Source organism: Corallococcus silvisoli (assembly GCF_009909145.1).
Classification (GTDB): Bacteria; Myxococcota; Myxococcia; order Myxococcales; family Myxococcaceae; genus Corallococcus; species Corallococcus silvisoli.
Genome location: NZ_JAAAPJ010000014.1, coordinates 297,087 through 312,190, shown reverse-complemented (window position 1 = coordinate 312,190; position 15,104 = coordinate 297,087). Strand labels below are relative to the sequence as shown.

General features: G+C 71.5%; 16 protein-coding genes. 10 read left to right on the top strand and 6 right to left on the bottom strand.

The genetic code is table 11. The annotated features are described in order from the left end of the window. The first annotated feature begins 127 nt into the window (after positions 1-127). Positions 128-1,300, top strand: coding sequence for a tetratricopeptide repeat protein (locus GTY96_RS27355; RefSeq protein ID WP_161666260.1), 1,173 nt, complete (start codon positions 128-130; stop codon positions 1,298-1,300). A 72-nt stretch (positions 1,301-1,372) separates the two neighbouring features. Then, a complete protein-coding gene (locus tag GTY96_RS27350) occupies positions 1,373-1,921 on the top strand; it encodes a hypothetical protein (protein WP_143902976.1) in 549 nt (182 codons plus the stop codon). Here GTY96_RS27350 and GTY96_RS27345 read toward each other — a convergent pair. Genes GTY96_RS27345 through GTY96_RS27335 form a run of 3 tightly spaced genes read right to left on the bottom strand, consistent with a single transcriptional unit; the run spans position 1,908 to position 5,723 of the window. After that, positions 1,908-2,969 carry an SDR family oxidoreductase gene (locus tag GTY96_RS27345; RefSeq protein WP_143902974.1) on the bottom strand — a complete coding sequence of 354 codons (1,062 nt, stop codon included), beginning with the start codon at positions 2,967-2,969 and terminating at the stop codon, positions 1,908-1,910. The two genes, GTY96_RS27350 and GTY96_RS27345, sit on opposite strands and share 14 nt — an antisense overlap. Positions 2,970-3,000: 31 nt before the next feature. Then, complete coding sequence (locus GTY96_RS27340) at positions 3,001-4,137, bottom strand: cyclic nucleotide-binding domain-containing protein (RefSeq protein ID WP_143902972.1); 1,137 nt, start codon at positions 4,135-4,137, stop codon at positions 3,001-3,003. Beyond that, positions 4,134-5,723, bottom strand: coding sequence for a cation:proton antiporter (locus tag GTY96_RS27335; protein ID WP_143902970.1), 1,590 nt, complete (start codon positions 5,721-5,723; stop codon positions 4,134-4,136). The genes GTY96_RS27340 and GTY96_RS27335 overlap by 4 nt, the downstream gene beginning before the upstream one ends. A 180-nt stretch (positions 5,724-5,903) precedes the next feature. On the opposite strand from GTY96_RS27335, the gene GTY96_RS27330 reads away from it, so the two are divergent. Next, positions 5,904-6,674, top strand: coding sequence for an ABC transporter ATP-binding protein (locus tag GTY96_RS27330; protein WP_143902968.1), 771 nt, complete (start codon positions 5,904-5,906; stop codon positions 6,672-6,674). Then, complete coding sequence (locus GTY96_RS27325) at positions 6,671-7,474, top strand: ABC transporter permease (RefSeq protein WP_143902966.1); 804 nt, start codon at positions 6,671-6,673, stop codon at positions 7,472-7,474. The genes GTY96_RS27330 and GTY96_RS27325 overlap by 4 nt, the downstream gene beginning before the upstream one ends. A gap of 8 nt (positions 7,475-7,482) precedes the next feature. On the opposite strand, the gene GTY96_RS27320 is transcribed toward GTY96_RS27325, so the two are convergent. After that, positions 7,483-8,649, bottom strand: coding sequence for a PQQ-dependent sugar dehydrogenase (locus tag GTY96_RS27320; protein WP_161666259.1), 1,167 nt, complete (start codon positions 8,647-8,649; stop codon positions 7,483-7,485). A gap of 165 nt (positions 8,650-8,814) precedes the next feature. Between GTY96_RS27320 and GTY96_RS27315 the strand changes: the two genes are divergently transcribed. Then, on the top strand, positions 8,815-9,393 hold the full coding sequence (locus GTY96_RS27315) for a type 1 glutamine amidotransferase domain-containing protein (RefSeq protein WP_143902963.1): 579 nt from the start codon (positions 8,815-8,817) through the stop codon (positions 9,391-9,393). 385 nt (positions 9,394-9,778) lie between these two features. Next, the gene (locus GTY96_RS37920) at positions 9,779-10,651 is read left to right on the top strand and encodes a hypothetical protein (protein ID WP_235685895.1); all 873 of its coding nucleotides are present in this window, start codon (positions 9,779-9,781) and stop codon (positions 10,649-10,651) included. Between the two features lie 81 nt (positions 10,652-10,732). On the opposite strand, the gene GTY96_RS27305 is transcribed toward GTY96_RS37920, so the two are convergent. Further along, a complete protein-coding gene (locus GTY96_RS27305) occupies positions 10,733-11,683 on the bottom strand; it encodes a DUF1684 domain-containing protein (protein ID WP_161666258.1) in 951 nt (316 codons plus the stop codon). A gap of 125 nt (positions 11,684-11,808) precedes the next feature. Between GTY96_RS27305 and GTY96_RS27300 the strand changes: the two genes are divergently transcribed. After that, a complete protein-coding gene (locus GTY96_RS27300; protein WP_143902958.1) occupies positions 11,809-12,651 on the top strand; it encodes a 2-oxo acid dehydrogenase subunit E2 in 843 nt (280 codons plus the stop codon). A 28-nt stretch (positions 12,652-12,679) separates the two neighbouring features. Next, entirely contained in the window at positions 12,680-12,913 is a 234-nt protein-coding gene (locus GTY96_RS27295; protein ID WP_143902956.1) for a hypothetical protein, read from the top strand. Positions 12,914-12,932: 19 nt separating this feature from the next. Here the strand turns inward: GTY96_RS27295 and GTY96_RS27290 are convergent, their stop codons facing one another. After that, entirely contained in the window at positions 12,933-13,682 is a 750-nt protein-coding gene (locus tag GTY96_RS27290; protein WP_161666257.1) for an SDR family oxidoreductase, read from the bottom strand. Between the two features lie 144 nt (positions 13,683-13,826). Between GTY96_RS27290 and GTY96_RS27285 the strand changes: the two genes are divergently transcribed. Beyond that, positions 13,827-14,432, top strand: a complete 606-nt coding sequence (locus GTY96_RS27285) for a TetR/AcrR family transcriptional regulator (RefSeq protein ID WP_161666256.1) — start codon at positions 13,827-13,829, stop codon at positions 14,430-14,432. 93 nt (positions 14,433-14,525) lie between these two features. Beyond that, positions 14,526-15,086, top strand: coding sequence for a hypothetical protein (locus GTY96_RS27280; RefSeq protein WP_143902951.1), 561 nt, complete (start codon positions 14,526-14,528; stop codon positions 15,084-15,086). The last annotated feature ends 18 nt before the right edge of the window (positions 15,087-15,104 follow it).

Sequence of the window (15,104 nt, the reverse complement as noted above, 5' to 3'; positions counted from 1 at the left end):
CTCGTAGCGCATCATCTCGCCTTGCCTCCTTGCGGAGACAACAACCGGCGCTCCCACATCCATCAGACACGGCCTAGGGGCGGGCGGGGAGGCGGGGTTTCCGGAGGCTCGTGGTAGGTAGGGGGACATGGCATCCAGGTACGCGCAAGAGGGTGGGCAGTTGCTTCAGCAGGGCCAGCCCGCGGAGGCGGTGAAGAGCTTCCAGAAGGGCCTCTCCATCGACCCGAAGGACGTGGACTGTCTGATGGGCCTGGTGCGCACCCACCTGAGCACCGGCGCGGCGAAGGAGGCCGAAGGGGCCGTGACGCGCCTGTTGCAGGTGCAGCCGGACAACACGGAGGCCCAGGCCCACCTGGCCATGCTCAAGGCGCAGGCCGGGGACCCGGTGGCGCTGGTGACGCTCAAGGCGCTGGCCGCCGCGCCCACCGCCGGCTACTTCGAGCGCTTCAACCTGGGCACGCTCCTGGCCGAGCGCGGAGACCTGGACGGCGCCAAGGCCGCCTTCGAGGCCGCCCAGGTGGTGGCCCCGCACAGCGTCTATCCGCACTTCGAGCTGGGCCGCATCGCGGTGCAGCGCAAGGACCCGGTGGCCGCGGCGACGCACTTCCAGCAGGCCGCGTCGCTGGCCCCCCAGGAAGCCCTGCCGCACCTGATGCTGTCGCGCGCGCACGCGGCCAACGGCGCCCTCGGGGCGGCCATCGCGGCGGCCACCCGGGCGCTGGAGCACGCGCAGGGCCGCACGCGGGTGGCGGTGCTCCAGGACCTCTTCCGGCTGTACCTCCAGGCCGGCAGCCAGGACGCGGCGAAGCGCACCATCCTGGAGCTGCGCCAGTTGGATCCCGAGCAGGTCCGCTACGTCCACCTGCACGGCCTGGCCTGCATGCTGGCCGGGGAGCTGCCGGAGGCGAAGGGCCTCTTCGAGGAGGCCCTGCGGCGCGCGCCGCATGAATGGGACATCCGCCACTCGCTGGCGCAGGCCCACGAGGCGCTGGGCGAGCGCGAGCAGGCCCGCAAGCTCCTGGAGGAGACCGTGGCGGCGGCGCCCAACGAGCCCGGCCCCACCAACGACCTGGTGCGCCTGCTGATGGGGGACCAGGACCATGCGCGCGCCCGCGTGCTGCTGGAGCGGGTGCTGGCCGCGAACCCCCAGGACGCGCTCACGCACCTGAACCTGGCGCGGGCCACCCAGCCCTTCGACCGGGCGGAGGCCACCCGCCACGCGAAGCAGGCCCAGTCGCTGGGCGGCGGCTCGGACGTGAAGGACCAGGCGGCCCAGCTCCTGACGGAGCTGGGCGGCTGACGCACCCCGTCTTCCCCCGGCCCGCGCCCGTGCCTACCTTCAGGCACGGCTCGAAGGCGGGCAGGGGGGCGCATGCGCAAGGCGGAGCAGGCATTGATTGAGCAGCTGGAGGGACGCTTCCGCGAGGTGACGCGGCTGCTCTACGACACGTCCATCCCCGCCCGCGTGCTGGAAGCGGAGCTGCTGCCCCTGCTGGCGGAGGAGGTCACGTTCGTCGACCCCTGGCAGAAGGGCGGCGGCAAGCGGACGTACCTGAAGGGCGCGGCGGGCTTCCACTGCATGTTCCGCTTCGACTTCGACATCTTCCAGCTCAACGTCCAGCTGGAGCCGGATGGGAAGCGCGGCCGGGCCATCGTGGATGGGGTGATGAACCTCAAGCAGTTCGCCTGGCTGTATACCTATCCCCTGCGCACCCTCCTGGTGTTCGACTTCACGCTCCAGCGCGGCGAGGCCGGCGGAGAGGTGCTGCCGCTCATCCACGCGCACGAGGAGATGTGGAGCTTCGGCGACATGATCGCCAACGTGCCCGGCGTGGGGACGCTCTACAACGCCTTCCGGGATGCGTTCAGCCAGGGCTTCCTGGTGGCCTCCGCGGTGTGCGGGCGCCTCAAGCGGGGATGAGCTTCTCCGCCTGGAGCTGACGCATCAGCGCGACCATGGCGTCCGCGCTGTCCAGGTGCATCTCCTGGAAGCCGAAGCGCCGGGCCTTGTTCACGTCGAAGAACGCGTCGTTCTCCACGTGGAAGATGAAGTCGCCGAAGGCCCAGTGGGCCAGGGCCTTCAGGCCATGCGGCTTCAGGCCGTGGCGTTGGGTGAGCGCGTCCCAGACGGGGGCCTTGTCCCGCATCGCCTCCGCGAGGGAGAAGGGCTGCGGGTCCGCGCACGCGATGCCGAACGCGTCCGCGATGCGCGGGAAGACCTGGCTCCAGCGGAAGACGTCGCCGTTGGTGATGTTGAAGACCTCGCCCGCGCAGGCCTCGTCGAGGGCGGACCACTCCAGGGCCTTGGCCAGCACCGTGGCGTCCGTCACGTTGGCCAGGATGGAGTACGCGCGCGGCGTGGAGGGGAAGCGCAGCGGCACGCGCAAGGCCTTGCACAGCGAGGCATAGACGCCGATGAGGTTGCCCAGGTTCATCGGGTTGCCCACGGCGAGGCCCATCATCATGTCGGGCCGGAGGGCGGTCCAGCTCCAGCGCCGGCCCTGGGAGGCGTCGCGCAGGAAGTCCTCCTGGTCGTAGTAGAAGTTGGGCGGGAAGTGGCGCGGGTCGCTCTCCTTCGCGGGCGTCTTGTAGAGGCCGAACTGCGCGCCGTACGCCTTGCCGCCCTGGATGAAGGACACGTGGCGGAAGCCCGGCGCGTACTTCTCCAGGGCCTCCACGGTGTTGCGCAGCAGGCCCACGTTGATGCGCGCAAGCTCCGCCGGGTCCGCGTGCTCCTGGTAGGCGGCGAAGAAGACGTGGGTGACGTCGCGGAGCCACGCCGCCGCGCCCGCGAGCGAGTCCGGCGACAAGAGGTCCAGCGACCGCGCCTGCGCGCGCGTGGGGAAGTCCGGCGCGCGGCGCGACACGGCCTTCACCGTCCAGTCCGGCCGGGTGTCCAGGTGCGTGAGGAGGTTGCGGCCGATGATGCCGGTGGCGCCCAGCACCAGCGCGGTGTGCTTCGTCGTCATGGGGAGGCGCCTCCGGTGGGGGTCTGTCTTCTCAGCGGCCGAACAGCCCGCGCCGCTTGGGTTGAGAGGCCTGGCCGCCCAGCCGCGACAGGCGCTGGCCCAGGATGCGGCTCATCTCCAGCGCGACGGCGGGGTTGGCCATCATCACGCCGCGGAAGTCGTCGCGGCCCACCGCGGCCAGCTCGCACGGCGTGCTGGTGACGGCGGTGGCGTTGCGGGGCTCGCCCGTGAGCAGGGCCAGCTCCCCGAAGAAGCCCCCCGGCTTCACCGTGGCCACCGTCTGCCGCGCGCCGTCCTTCATCGCGACCTCGCCGGAGACGACCACGTAGAACGTCTCGCCCGCGTCTCCCTGGCGGAACAGCTCCGTGCCCGCCGGCGTCTGGAGCAGCTCCGCGCCTCGCGCCACCGTCTCCAGCTCGTCGTCACTCAGGGGCGCCAGGAAGTCCAGCTTGCGCAGCGTCTGCGCCAGCGTGGACGCCAGCCCCGCGCCCAGCGGCGGCTCCGCCGTGAGGAACTCCACCGCCTGCGCCACGTGCGCGCGGCGGGCCACGAGGATGACCGTGTACCCGGCGCGCAGCTGCGTGTTGCCCTCCGGAATCGCCGTGTGGCCCTGCGGGTCCACCATCGCGATGAAGATGCACTCGCGCGGGAAGCCCTCCATGCCGCGCACCTGCGCCACCGTCTGCCCGGACACCCGGGCGCGGGAGGGGATGGTCAGCTCGAACAGGAGCGCGTCGCTGCTGGTGAGCGGCAGCGACCCGGACACCTGCGGGAAGTCGATGGCGGTGGTCATCTTCGCCACCACCACGTCCGCCTCCGCCACCAGCTCCTTCACGCCGGCCAGCCGGTACGCGTCGCGGTAGTTTGTATCCAGCATCCGCACCATCAGGCGCGCGCTGGACATGGAGCGCACCAGCATGGCGAAGGCGAGGTTCGCCGGGTCGTGCGCGAGCACCGCCGCCGCCACGTCCGCCGTCCCGATGCCCGCCGCCTCCAGCACGCGCGGGTTGGTGGCGTCCCCGCACACCGTCACCACGCCCACCTCCTCGAAGAGGCGGGCGCAGATGCCAGCATCGCGCTCGATGACCGTCACCGTGTGCTGCTCCGACACGAGCCGCGCCGCCAGCGCGCCGCCCACCCGTCCTCCCCCCGCGATGACGATCTTCATGACGCCTTGAGCTCCTTGCTGTCCTTGGCCGAGTGGCCGCCGTGCAGCACCTTCTCCAGGTCCAACATCCGCGCGTCCAGGTGCGCCAGCATCTCCTCCGCCGTCGCCTCCGGAATCAGCCCGTTGCGCCGCGCGCCCTGCAGCGCCGTGCGCTCCGCGTCGATGAGCCGCCGCCGCATGCTCAACAGGTCCTTCGCCCCTTCCGCCAGGTGCTGCTCGCTGATGCGCCGCAGCTCCCGCTCCGCCCGCGCGATGTTCACCTGGTACTCGCTGCGCAGGTGCTCATAGGCCGCGCGCGGCAACAGCCCCTGCGTGTGCAGCGCGTCCAGCTCCACGTGCGCCGCGCGGCTGGCGATGAGCTTGCCCCGCTGCCCCGCCATCTCCAGCGCCACCGCGTCCTGCTGGAACAGGCCCAGCGCCTTGAGCGCGCCCGTGAGCATCAACCCCTGGCCCACCATGGACACCAGCGTGACGCCGAACGCGATGGCGACAATCTGTTCGCGCGCGGGCGTGGACTCCGGAAGGCCCAGCGCCAGACCAATGGACAGCGCGCCCTTGATGTTGCCCACCAGGAACACGTGCTGCCACCGCAGCGGGATGGTCTCCGCGGGCTTGAACAGCTTCAGCAACAGGAACGGCAGGTAGATGGCCACCGCGCGCCCCAGCACCACCGCCACCACCGCGATGCCCACGCCCGGCAGGTGCCCCTGGAGCGTCTCCGGCCGCGTGTCCAGGCCCACGGAGAGGAAGAGGAACGTGTTGACGCCGAAGGTGGCGTACTCCCAGAAGGAGTGGATGGCCACCTGGCTCTGCGGCGGGACCTCGCGCCGCAGCGTCACGCCCACCGCCAGCCCCGCCACCACCGCGGAGATGGCGCCCGACAGGTGCACCTCTTCCGCCAGCACGTAGGACGCCAGCGCCACCGCCGTCGTCACCATGATCTCCGCGAGCGGGTCCTCCGCGCGTCGGATGATGAACCCGCCCAGGAGGCCCAGCGCCAGCCCCACCACCGCGCCGCCCACCGACGCGAGCAGCACGTGGCCGCCCAGCGACCCCAGCGAGGGCGCCGCCCCGCCCGCGACCACCGCCGCGATGGCCGTGTAGGCCACCAGCGCGGTGCCGTCGTTGAAGAGGCTCTCTCCCTGGATGATGCCCGCCAGCCTCCCTGGCACCGGCGCGCGGCGGAAGGCGTAGAGGATGGACACCGTGTCCGTCACGGCGAGGATGGACCCCAGGAGCAGCGCGGGGCCCCAGGGCAGGTGCAGCAGCAGGTGCAGCGCGGTGCCGGTGGCGCCAATGGCGAGGATCATCCCCAGCGTGGACAGCAAGCCAATGGGGACGGCGTTGGCGCGGATGCCATTGAGGTCCGCGGTGATGCCGCCCTCGAAGAGCAGCAGGGGGAGGCAGATGAGGAACACGAGCTGGGGATTGAGCGGTGGAACCCCAGGCAGCAGGTGTGCGACCGAGATGAGCAAGCCACCAAGCACCAGCGCGACGTTGTACGGCACGCTGGCCCGCTTGGCGGCGATGGCAAGCGCGATGGCCGCCACCATCAGTCCGATGAGGATGGGCACTTCCAACAGCACGTAGACTCCGTGGGTGCCAGGGGAGGGCGCGGAGCTTTCCAGATTCGCGCGTCAGGTGCACGGGCACCGTACCCTTTTCGTCATCCCATCCGGTGGGATGTCCAGGGCCTTGCCCGTCGGGCTCCCCCGTCGGAGGTGCACCCTGGCGGGAGGGCGCCCGCGTGGTACAGCAGGGCCGCGATGAAAGGCTCCTCCCTCTCCACCCCGGTGCTCTCCGTCACGGCGCTGCGCAAGGCGTACGGCGACCGCGTGGCGGTGGACGGCATCTCCTTCGACGTGGGCCGCAATGAAATCGTGGGCCTGCTCGGGCCCAACGGCGCGGGCAAGAGCACCACCATCAGCATGTTGCTGGGCGTGCTCGCGCCGACCTCCGGCACCATCCTCATCGAGGGCACGGACCTGGCGTCGCGCCGCGTGCAGGCCCTGGCGCGCACCAACTTCGCCGCCGTCTACTCGCCCCTGCCCGGCAACCTCACCGTGGCGCAGAACCTGCGCGTCTTCGGCCTCATCTACGGCGTGAAGGGCCTGTCCGCGCGCATCGAGGTCCTGCTGGAGGAGTACGACCTCCAGCACTTCCGCGACACCAAGTGCGGCGTGCTGTCCTCCGGTGAGCAGACGCGCGTGTCCCTGGCCAAGGCCATGCTCAACGAGCCGCGCCTGCTGCTGCTGGATGAGCCCACGGCGTCGTTGGATCCGGCCACGGCGGCGGACATCCGCACCCGCATCCGCTCCTTCGCCGCGAAGGGGAACAGCAGCGTCCTGTGGACGTCCCACAACATGTACGAGGTCGAGGCCGTCTGCGACCGCGTCCTCTTCCTGGCGCACGGCCGGGTGCTGCTCCAGGGCGACCCGAAGACGCTGCCCCGCGAGCACGGCAAGGCGACGCTGGAGGAGCTGTTCATCGCCGTGGCCCACGAGCCCGTGGCGCTGGAAAGGCACGAAGCCCCATGAACCCCAGTCACGTCGCGGGCGTCGCGGTGCGCCAGTACTACCTCTACCGGGGCAACTTCGCGCGCCTCGTGCCGCTGTTCGCCTGGGTGGCCGTGGACATGGTGCTGTGGGGGTTCATGACCCGCTACCTCAACAGCGTGACGAACGCCGGCTACAACTTCGTGCCGGCCCTGCTGGGCGCGGTGCTGCTCTGGGACTTCTTCGCGCGCGTGATGCAGGGGCTCACCACGGGCTTCTTCGAGGACGTCTGGTCGCGCAACTTCCTCAACATCTTCGCCACGCCGCTCACGCTGCCGGAGTACGTGTGCGGCCTGGTGCTGACCAGCATCGCGACCAGCGCCATCGGCCTGGTCGTCATGCTGGTGCTGTCCACCGCGGTGTTCGGCCTGTCCTTCGCGGCCTACGGCGCGCTGTTCATCCCCTTCGTGCTGGTGCTGTTCCTCTTCGGCATCGCGCTGGGCATCCTCGGCAGCGCGATGGTCTTGCGGCTGGGCCCGGCGTCGGAGTGGTTCGTCTGGCCCATCCCCAGCCTGCTGTCGCCGTTCGTGGGCGTCTTCTACCCGCTGTCCACGCTGCCGGAGTGGATGCAGTGGGTGTCCCGCGCGCTGCCGCCCTCCTACGTCTTCGAGGGCGTGCGCACGCTGGTGGCCGGAGGCGAGTTCTCCGGCGCCCTGCTGGGGTGGGGCTTCGCGCTCGCGGTGCTGGACATCGTGCTGGCGGGCTGGGTCTTCCACCGCGTCTACCGCTACGCGGTGCGCACGGGCCTGCTGGCCCGCTACAGCGCGGAGAGCGTGAACTGAGGCGCGCGTCAGCGCCGGATGCGCAGCAGCAGGTCCTTGCGCGCGCCGCAGTCGCCCCGGCCGTCGCAGTTGCTGGTGGTGACGTACAGGTGGCCGTCGGGGCCCATCAGCACGTCGCGCAGGCGGCCGTAGGTGTCGCGCAGGTACACCTCGTGCCGCGCCACGCGGTGGGGCGCCCGCGCGTCGAACTCCACCCGGTGCAGGTGCCGGGACTTCAGCGTGCCCACCAGCAGTGAGCCCCTCCACTCCGGAATCGCGGTGCCGGTGTAGACGGCCGCGCCGCCCGGGGGCATGGCGTCGCCGAAGGTGAGCGACGGGGTGACGCGGCCCTCCTGCGTCTCGCACGAATAGATGCCGGGCCAGCCCAGGTTGTCGCCCGCCTTCGCCACGTTCACCTCGTCGTGCGCGCGGCGCAGCGTCTCACCGCTGGGCCCGTGGTCGGTGACATACAGCGTGGTGGCGTCCTTCCAGTCAAAGCCTTGCGTGTTGCGGAGGCCCGACAGGAACGCGGGCGAAGAGGGAGAGGGGTTGTCCTGGGGCACCGCGCCGTCGGGCGTCAGGCGCAGGAGCTTGCCCGCGGGGCTCGCCGGGTCCTGGGACAGGTCCGGGTCGCGCGCGTCGCCCGTGCCCACGTAGAGCATGCCGTCCGGCCCGAAGCGCAGCCGGCCGCCGTCGTGGTACGTCGCGGACGGGATGCCGCCGTGGATGACGCGCTCGAAGGCCGCGCCCGTGCCCTCCGCGCCCAGCGTCCAGCGCTCCACCCGGTTCTGCGCCTTCCCGTCCACGTCGGTGGTGACGTACAGGTAGAACTGGCGGTTCGTCGCGAAGTCCGGGTGCGCGGCGATGCCCAGCAGGCCGCCCTCGCTGCTGCTCGCGATGGGCAGCGTGGCCACGGGCTTCGCCCGCAGCTGGCCCCCGCGCAAGAGGCGCACGCGGCCCGGCCGCTCGGTGATGAGCGCGTCGCCGTCCGGGAGGAAGGCCACGCCCCAGGGGACCTCCAGCCCCTCGGCCACCACGTCCACGGTGAGCGGCACGGCGCCGTCCTGCCCCCAGCCGTCCTCCACCAGGAGGCAGTCCGCGGAGGAGGCCGTCCCCTGCGCCTGGCTCTTGCGGCAGGCGGTGGCGGAGGCGGTGAGCGCCACGAGGGCGGACAGGAGCAGGCGGTGGGAGCGCATGGCCGCAATCTAGCGTTGGTGAACGCGGGCCACCGACCTGGAAGGGGGGCAGGCGGGCATGTCCGCGCGGGGGATGCGGTCCTGGATGGCGTTGTCCCGGCCCCCGTCGTGGGCACCTTGCTCGGGCGGGTTCACCACCATCCATGCCCAGCGGGAGGCCGTTCCATGGCGCGCATCGCATTCATCGTGGCCAATGACTTCGAGGACTCCGAGTTCCAGGTCCCCTTCGACAAGGTGAGGCAGGCGGGCCACGAGCCCGTCGTCATCGGCGTGGAGGCAGGCAAGACCCTCAAGGGCAAGCGCGGCGCGGAGCTGCGCACGGAGAAGGCCGTGAAGGACGTGAAGGCCGCGGACTTCGCCGCGCTGGTGATTCCCGGCGGCTACTCGCCGGACCACCTGCGCATGAACATTGGAATGGTCGGCTTCGTGCGCGACTTCTTCAAGGCGGACAAGATCATCGCCGCCGTGTGCCACGCGCCGTGGATGCTGGTGGAGGCGGACATCGCGGACGAGCGCACCGTCACCTCGTTCCCCTCCATCAAGACGGACCTCATCAACGCGGGCGCGCGTTGGGTGGACCGCGAGGTGGTGGAGGACGGCAACATCATCACCGCGCGCAAGCCAGATGACCTGCAGGCCTTCACCGCCGCGCTCCTGCGCCAGCTGAAGGACGGCATCGCCCCCCGCCTGGAGTCGCCCCTGGCTCCCGAAGCCACCGCGGATCGCGCCCCGCCCGTGCACTGAGCAAGAGGCACCTTCCGGCCGCCGCCAGGCCCTCGGGGCGCCCCGCGCGCTCCGAGGGCTTTCTCCCTTCAGGCGCGGCCTCCCACCTCGCCCTCCCCTCCCCAGCGGGTAGGGGGGTGAAGGGGCAGCGCGTCCCCTGTCATCCTAAATATTTTCATTCGTATGGAATTGTTCTGATGCTCTTACCCTTGCACAGCAGGCGGCGATGCGTCTTTAGTGGGTTTCTCCAACCCCAGGAGAGTCAATTTATCCCTGAATTTTGCAACTGAGTTGCTATTATTCAGTGTTGTTGTTTATTCTTCGAGGCCACTGCGACCCAGAAGGGACCGTGCCGAACCCGGCGGTCCCGGCGGACCCCTTCATGAATCCGGCCCCCCGAACCGCCATGTCCCAGCCCCGTCAGGTTGTCCGGGCGGTGCTCAACGAGGCCCTGGAGAGCAAGCTGGGCGGAGAGGTGGTGGTGAAGTCCACCACGGTGTCCGGGCGCATCTTCGTGGTGGAGCGCAAGGTGGCGTGGACGGTGCTCTCGGGGCCCGGCGCGCGCAGCTTCTCCACGGCGCTCATCGACGCGCGGCTGGTGAGCCGGGAAGACGTCGAGCAGGTGATGGCGGAGTGCCGCAAGAGCGGCGGCAACTTCTGCGAGACGCTGGTGGCGTGGGGCCTGGTGGCCCGGGACGCGCTGCGCGACCTGCTGTGCCGGCACCTGGGGACGCAGCTGGACGCGCTGCTGGCGCTGACGGAGGCGCAGGCCCTCTTCGTGCCGCAGCCGCGCTCCTACTCCAGCCAGCTGACGTTCGACCTGGACGAACTGACTTCCGCCACACCCGCGCCGCAAGCCGCGGTCCCGCAGTCGCAGTCCACTCCGATTCCTCCACTCCTCCCGGAAAGTGAAGCAATGGCGAACGTGAAGCAGGCCCTGGAAGAAGCTCTGAAGATCGACGGTGCGTTCGCGGTCTGTCTGGCGGACGCCAGCAGCGGGATGACGCTGGGCAGCGTGGGGGCCGCGGGGTTCAACATCGAGGCGGCGGCCGCGGGCAACACGGAGGTGGTGCGCGCCAAGATGAAGACGATGAAGGCCCTGGGCATCAAGGACCGCATCGAGGACATCCTCATCACCCTGGGCGAGCAGTACCACATCATCCGTCCGCTCGCGACGCGCGAGGGCCTGTTCCTCTACATCGCGCTGTACCGCGTGAGCGCGAACCTGGCCATGGCGCGCTTCCGGCTCGCGGAGCTGGAGAAGACCATCCAGCTCTGAGGTCCGCGCCCGGCCCTGGACGCCGTCGCGCCGCCCGCTTCCCTCCAGCAGGGGAGCGGGCGGTGGCGTTCCGGGGGGGTGTCAGTGGTCTCCCGCGCGCTGCTCACCGGCCTCCACGCGCAGGGCCAGCCGGTTGCCACGCGGGGGCAGCGGGCAGGTGGCGAAGCGCGAGAAGGCGCACGGCGGATTGTAGGCGCGGTTGAAGTCCAGCACGACGCGTCCGCTCGGGTCCGGCAGCGGCGCGGAGAGGAAGCGGCCCGCGCCGTAGGTGGCGTCGCGGTTCGTCTCGTCGCCGAAGATGATGAACAGCTCGTCCGAGCCCTCCTCCCGCACCGGCAGCAGGCGGTACTCCTTGCCCGCCACCGTGAAGACGAGCGCGCCGGGGGACGGCATCTGCTCCTGGGTGCCCAGCACCGTGGGCACGCTGAGGGTGCGCGCCTCGCCGTTCGGCACCAGCCGGGCCTCCACCCGCCACGCCGCGTCGGGCGTGTACAGCGGGATGCCGTGGAACTGCTTGCGCGCCGGGGCCTGCGAGTCCTTCACCCGTACGCCCAGCCGGTCTCCGCGGCGGATGACCTGGAAGCTCACGGTGCCCGAGCGCAGCACATCCGGGTCGCCCTTCTCGTCTGTCTTCAGCACGCCCCCCGTGAAGGGCTGGCCCTCGCGCGTGAAGGCGGCGCCGTCGGCGGGCTTGAAGCTCACGGTGTCTCCTTGACGGACGAACGTGCCCGCGTGGGCCGCCACCGGCGCGGGCAGCGGCACGGCGCTGCCGGGCGCGGAGCCCGCCGTCTGCTCGCCCTCCTTCAGCCAGGTGAGCCCCACCAGCGTCAGCCAGCCCTCCTCCGCCGTCAGCCGCTGGAGCCGCTCGGCGTGCCACGCCTGGGTGGAGGCCGCGACGTCCTCGGGCGCCGCCGTCTGGGGTTTCGCTTCAGCGGCCTTCTTCTGCGCCGCGGGGGCGGCGGGCTTGGGAGGGGGCTTCGCGGGGGGCGCGGCCTGGAGGGCCAGGGACAGGACCAGGGCGAGGGTGCTCATGGGGGTGTGCCTCGAAGCGCGGGAGGGAAGGAACCGGCGCCCGGGTGTCTAACAGGGGCCGCCCCCCGGGCGCAGCGTCCCCGGGTTGCGCCGTGTCCGCCCGCGTGCGAAGGCTTGGACCACCCGTGAACCTGGACCTCCATCCCGCGCCCCCGGCCAGTGCCTTCCGCAAGCTCGCGCTGGGCACGTGGCGCTCGCCTCGCGACCCCACCGCCTATGCGTCGCTGGACGTCCGCATGGAGCCGGCGCTCGCGTTCATGGCCTCGCACCGCACGCGCACGGGCCGCCGGCTGACGGTGACGCACCTGGTGGCGAAGGCCGCGGCGGACGCGCTGCGCCGCTACCCGGAGGCCAACGTCGTGCTGCGCGGCCAGCGGCCCTGGCTGCGCGAGGACGTGGGCGTCTGCGTGCTGGTGGTGCAGCCGGCGACGGGCGCGTCGCGGGTGGACCTGACCACCGCCACCGTGCACCGCGCGGACGCGATGCCGCTGGAGGCCCTGGCGGACGCGCTGGAGTCGAGGGTGTCCCGGGTCCGCGCCCGCGCGGACGTGGAGATCGAACGGGGCAAGCGCCGCTCGTCGCGGCTCCCCGGCTGGCTGATGGGCTCCGCGCTGCGGCTGCTGTCCTTCGTCTGGTACGGGCTGAACGTGGACCTGCGCCGGGTGGGCATGCCGTTCGACCCGTTCGGCTCCGTGGCGGTGACGAACCTGGGCTCGCTGGGGCTGGAGCAGGGCTTCGTGGCGATGGTGCCCTACACCCGCGTGCCGCTGCTCCTGGCCCCCGGGCGCGTGCGGGACGTGCCCGTCGTGGAGGCCGGCGGACTGGTCCCCGGCAAGGTCCTGACGCTCACCTGCACGTGGGACGCGCGCGTCATCGACGTGGACCTGGCCGCCCGGGTGCTCCGCCATATCGGCGAGGCGCTGGAGGCCCCCCAGGGGTGGGATGCACCCGGGGGCGAAGCGCGGTAGAACAGGGCCGTCATCCGGAGGTCACGCCATGTCCGTGGATCCCTTTCGCCGTGTCGGTTCGTCCCGCCCCGTGGGGCGCGTGCTGAGCGGACAGGATCGCTTCGAGAAGGAAGCCCTGGAAGGCCCTCCGGAGGGCCCCCTCGCCATGGACCGCCGCCAGCGCATGGCCGGCGGCCCCCTGCCCGTGAACGGCGAGAGCCCCTTCGCCGCGAGGCTGCGCAAGCTGGCCGCGTCCACCCCGGACGGCGACAAGGAGGGCTGAAGCCCTCCTGGCGCGGGCCTCAGACCTGCCCGGCGCCGCCGTCCACGAACAGCTCCGCGCCGTTGACGAAGCTGCTATCCTCCGAGGCGAGGAACACCGCCACCTTCGCCACCTCGTCCGGCTGCCCCATGCGCCCCAGGGGGATGAGGCCCGTCAGGTACTCCTTGAGCTGCTTCGCCCCCGCCGCGTCGGGCGCCAACCCGTTGAGTCCCGGCGTGTCGATGGGGCCCGGGCTGAGCGTGTTCACCCGGATGCGGCGCGCCTTCAAGTCCGTGGCCCAGGTGCGCGCGAACGAGCGGATGGCGGCCTTGGTCGCGGCGTAGACGCTGAAGGCCGCCGAGCCGTCCGAGCCCGCGGTGGAGCCCGTCAGGATGACCGAGCCCCCATCCTTCAGGAGCGGCAGGGCCTTCTGCACCGTGAACAGCGTGCCCTTCACGTTGACGTTGAAGGTCTGGTCGAAGTGCGCCTCCGTGATGGCGCCCAGCGGCGCGAACTCACCCAGGCCCGCGTTGGCGAACACGACGTCGAGGTGCCCCGCCTCCTCCTTCACCCGCGCGTAGAGCCCGTCCAGGTCCGCCATCACGGACACGTCCCCGCGGAAGCCCACCGCGCCGTGCCCGAGCTCCTTCACCGCCCGGTCCACCTCCGCCTGCCGGCGGCCGGTGAGGAACACCTTCGCCCCTTCCTGCGCGAAGCGCTTCGCGGAGGCGAAGCCGATGCCCGTGGTTCCACCCGTGACGACAATCACCTTCCCGTCGAGCCTGCCCATGGTCCTGCTCCTTGTCCCCGTGAACGCCGTGGGTCCCGCGATGCGCCTGCCCATCCGCTCCCCGCTCCAGCGAGGTGTTATGGACTTGATGGTCCATATCTAAGAATGGTGGACCGGGCGGTCAATAACTTTTAATTTCGCTCCATGGCTCGGCCCCGAACATTCGATGAAGCCCAGGTGCTGCGCGCGGTGCGCGAGCAGTTCTGGAGCAAGGGTTACGCGGCGACCTCCATGGATGACTTGATGCAGGCCACGGGGTTGGGCAAGGGCAGCCTCTACGGGGCCTTTGGCGACAAGCATCAGCTCTTCTTGAAGGTCTTCGACGCGTACTGCGTGAACTCGGTGGAGTCGGTGAAGAAGGCGCTGGAGGGCCCGGACGCCGGGGCCCTGGAGCGGCTGCGCCAGTACCTGCTGGGCGCGGCCACCGCGTCGGCGGCGCAGGCGAACCGGCGCGGGTGCCTGCTGGCGCGGGGGACCGCGGAGCTGGCGGCGCGGGACGGGGCCGTGGCGGAGCGGGCGCTGAAGACCTTCCAGGGGCTGGAGGCCACGTTCGTGCGCTGCCTGGAGCAGGCCCAGGCGCACGGGGACGTGGCGCCCCAGGTGGACCCTCGGAAGTGGGGGGCGATGCTGCTCGCGGTGTTCCGGGGCCTGGAGGCCGTGGGCAAGGCGGGCATGGACGAGCCCACGCTGCGCGGCATGGTGGAGACGGCGCTGGGGGCCTTGCCCGTGAGCGCGAAGCGCCGTCGCTGAAGCGGGCGCGCCCCCTTCCTGCGACCCCCGCCTTCGGGCTAGGCACGGGGCAGGGCCGGAATCCACGCGGCCATTCATCGGGATGGGGTGGTCATGCGAAAGGCACACGGGGTCGCGGCGTCGATGGCGGCGCTGCTGCTGGGGCAGACGGGCTGCTATCGGACGAGCATCGTCACGAACCTGAGGCCGGAGCCCACGGTCCACCAGGAGCGGCAGTGGTTCACGGTGGCGGGGCTGGTGCCCTTGACGAAGGCCCCCGGCAGCGAGTGCGAGAACGGCGTGGCGTGGGCGCAGAGCCGGACGACGGCCGCCGACTTCTTCATCCAGGCGGGCCTCATCGTCGCCGGCACGCTGGTGGGCGCGGCGGTGTGCGCTGGCGGCAACCGGACGGACGAGCAGCGCGGCAACTGCGCGGCGGCGGGCGGGCTGATCACCGGCCTCGCGGCGGGCTCGCGCTCGGTGGCGTATGCCTGTGTCGCGGACGGCGCGACGTCCTTCATGCCGCACGGAGCGGGCCGGCGTGACGGGTCGCCGGCCCGCGTGCCGGATGAGGAAGCCGGCCCGGAGGAGGGCGCTCCGGCGGGGCCCGGGACGCCGACCCCGCCGCCGCTCCCTCCGTCTGGCGCGGTGCCGGACACGAATCCCGGCCTCTGACGCCTCCCGGCCGCGGCG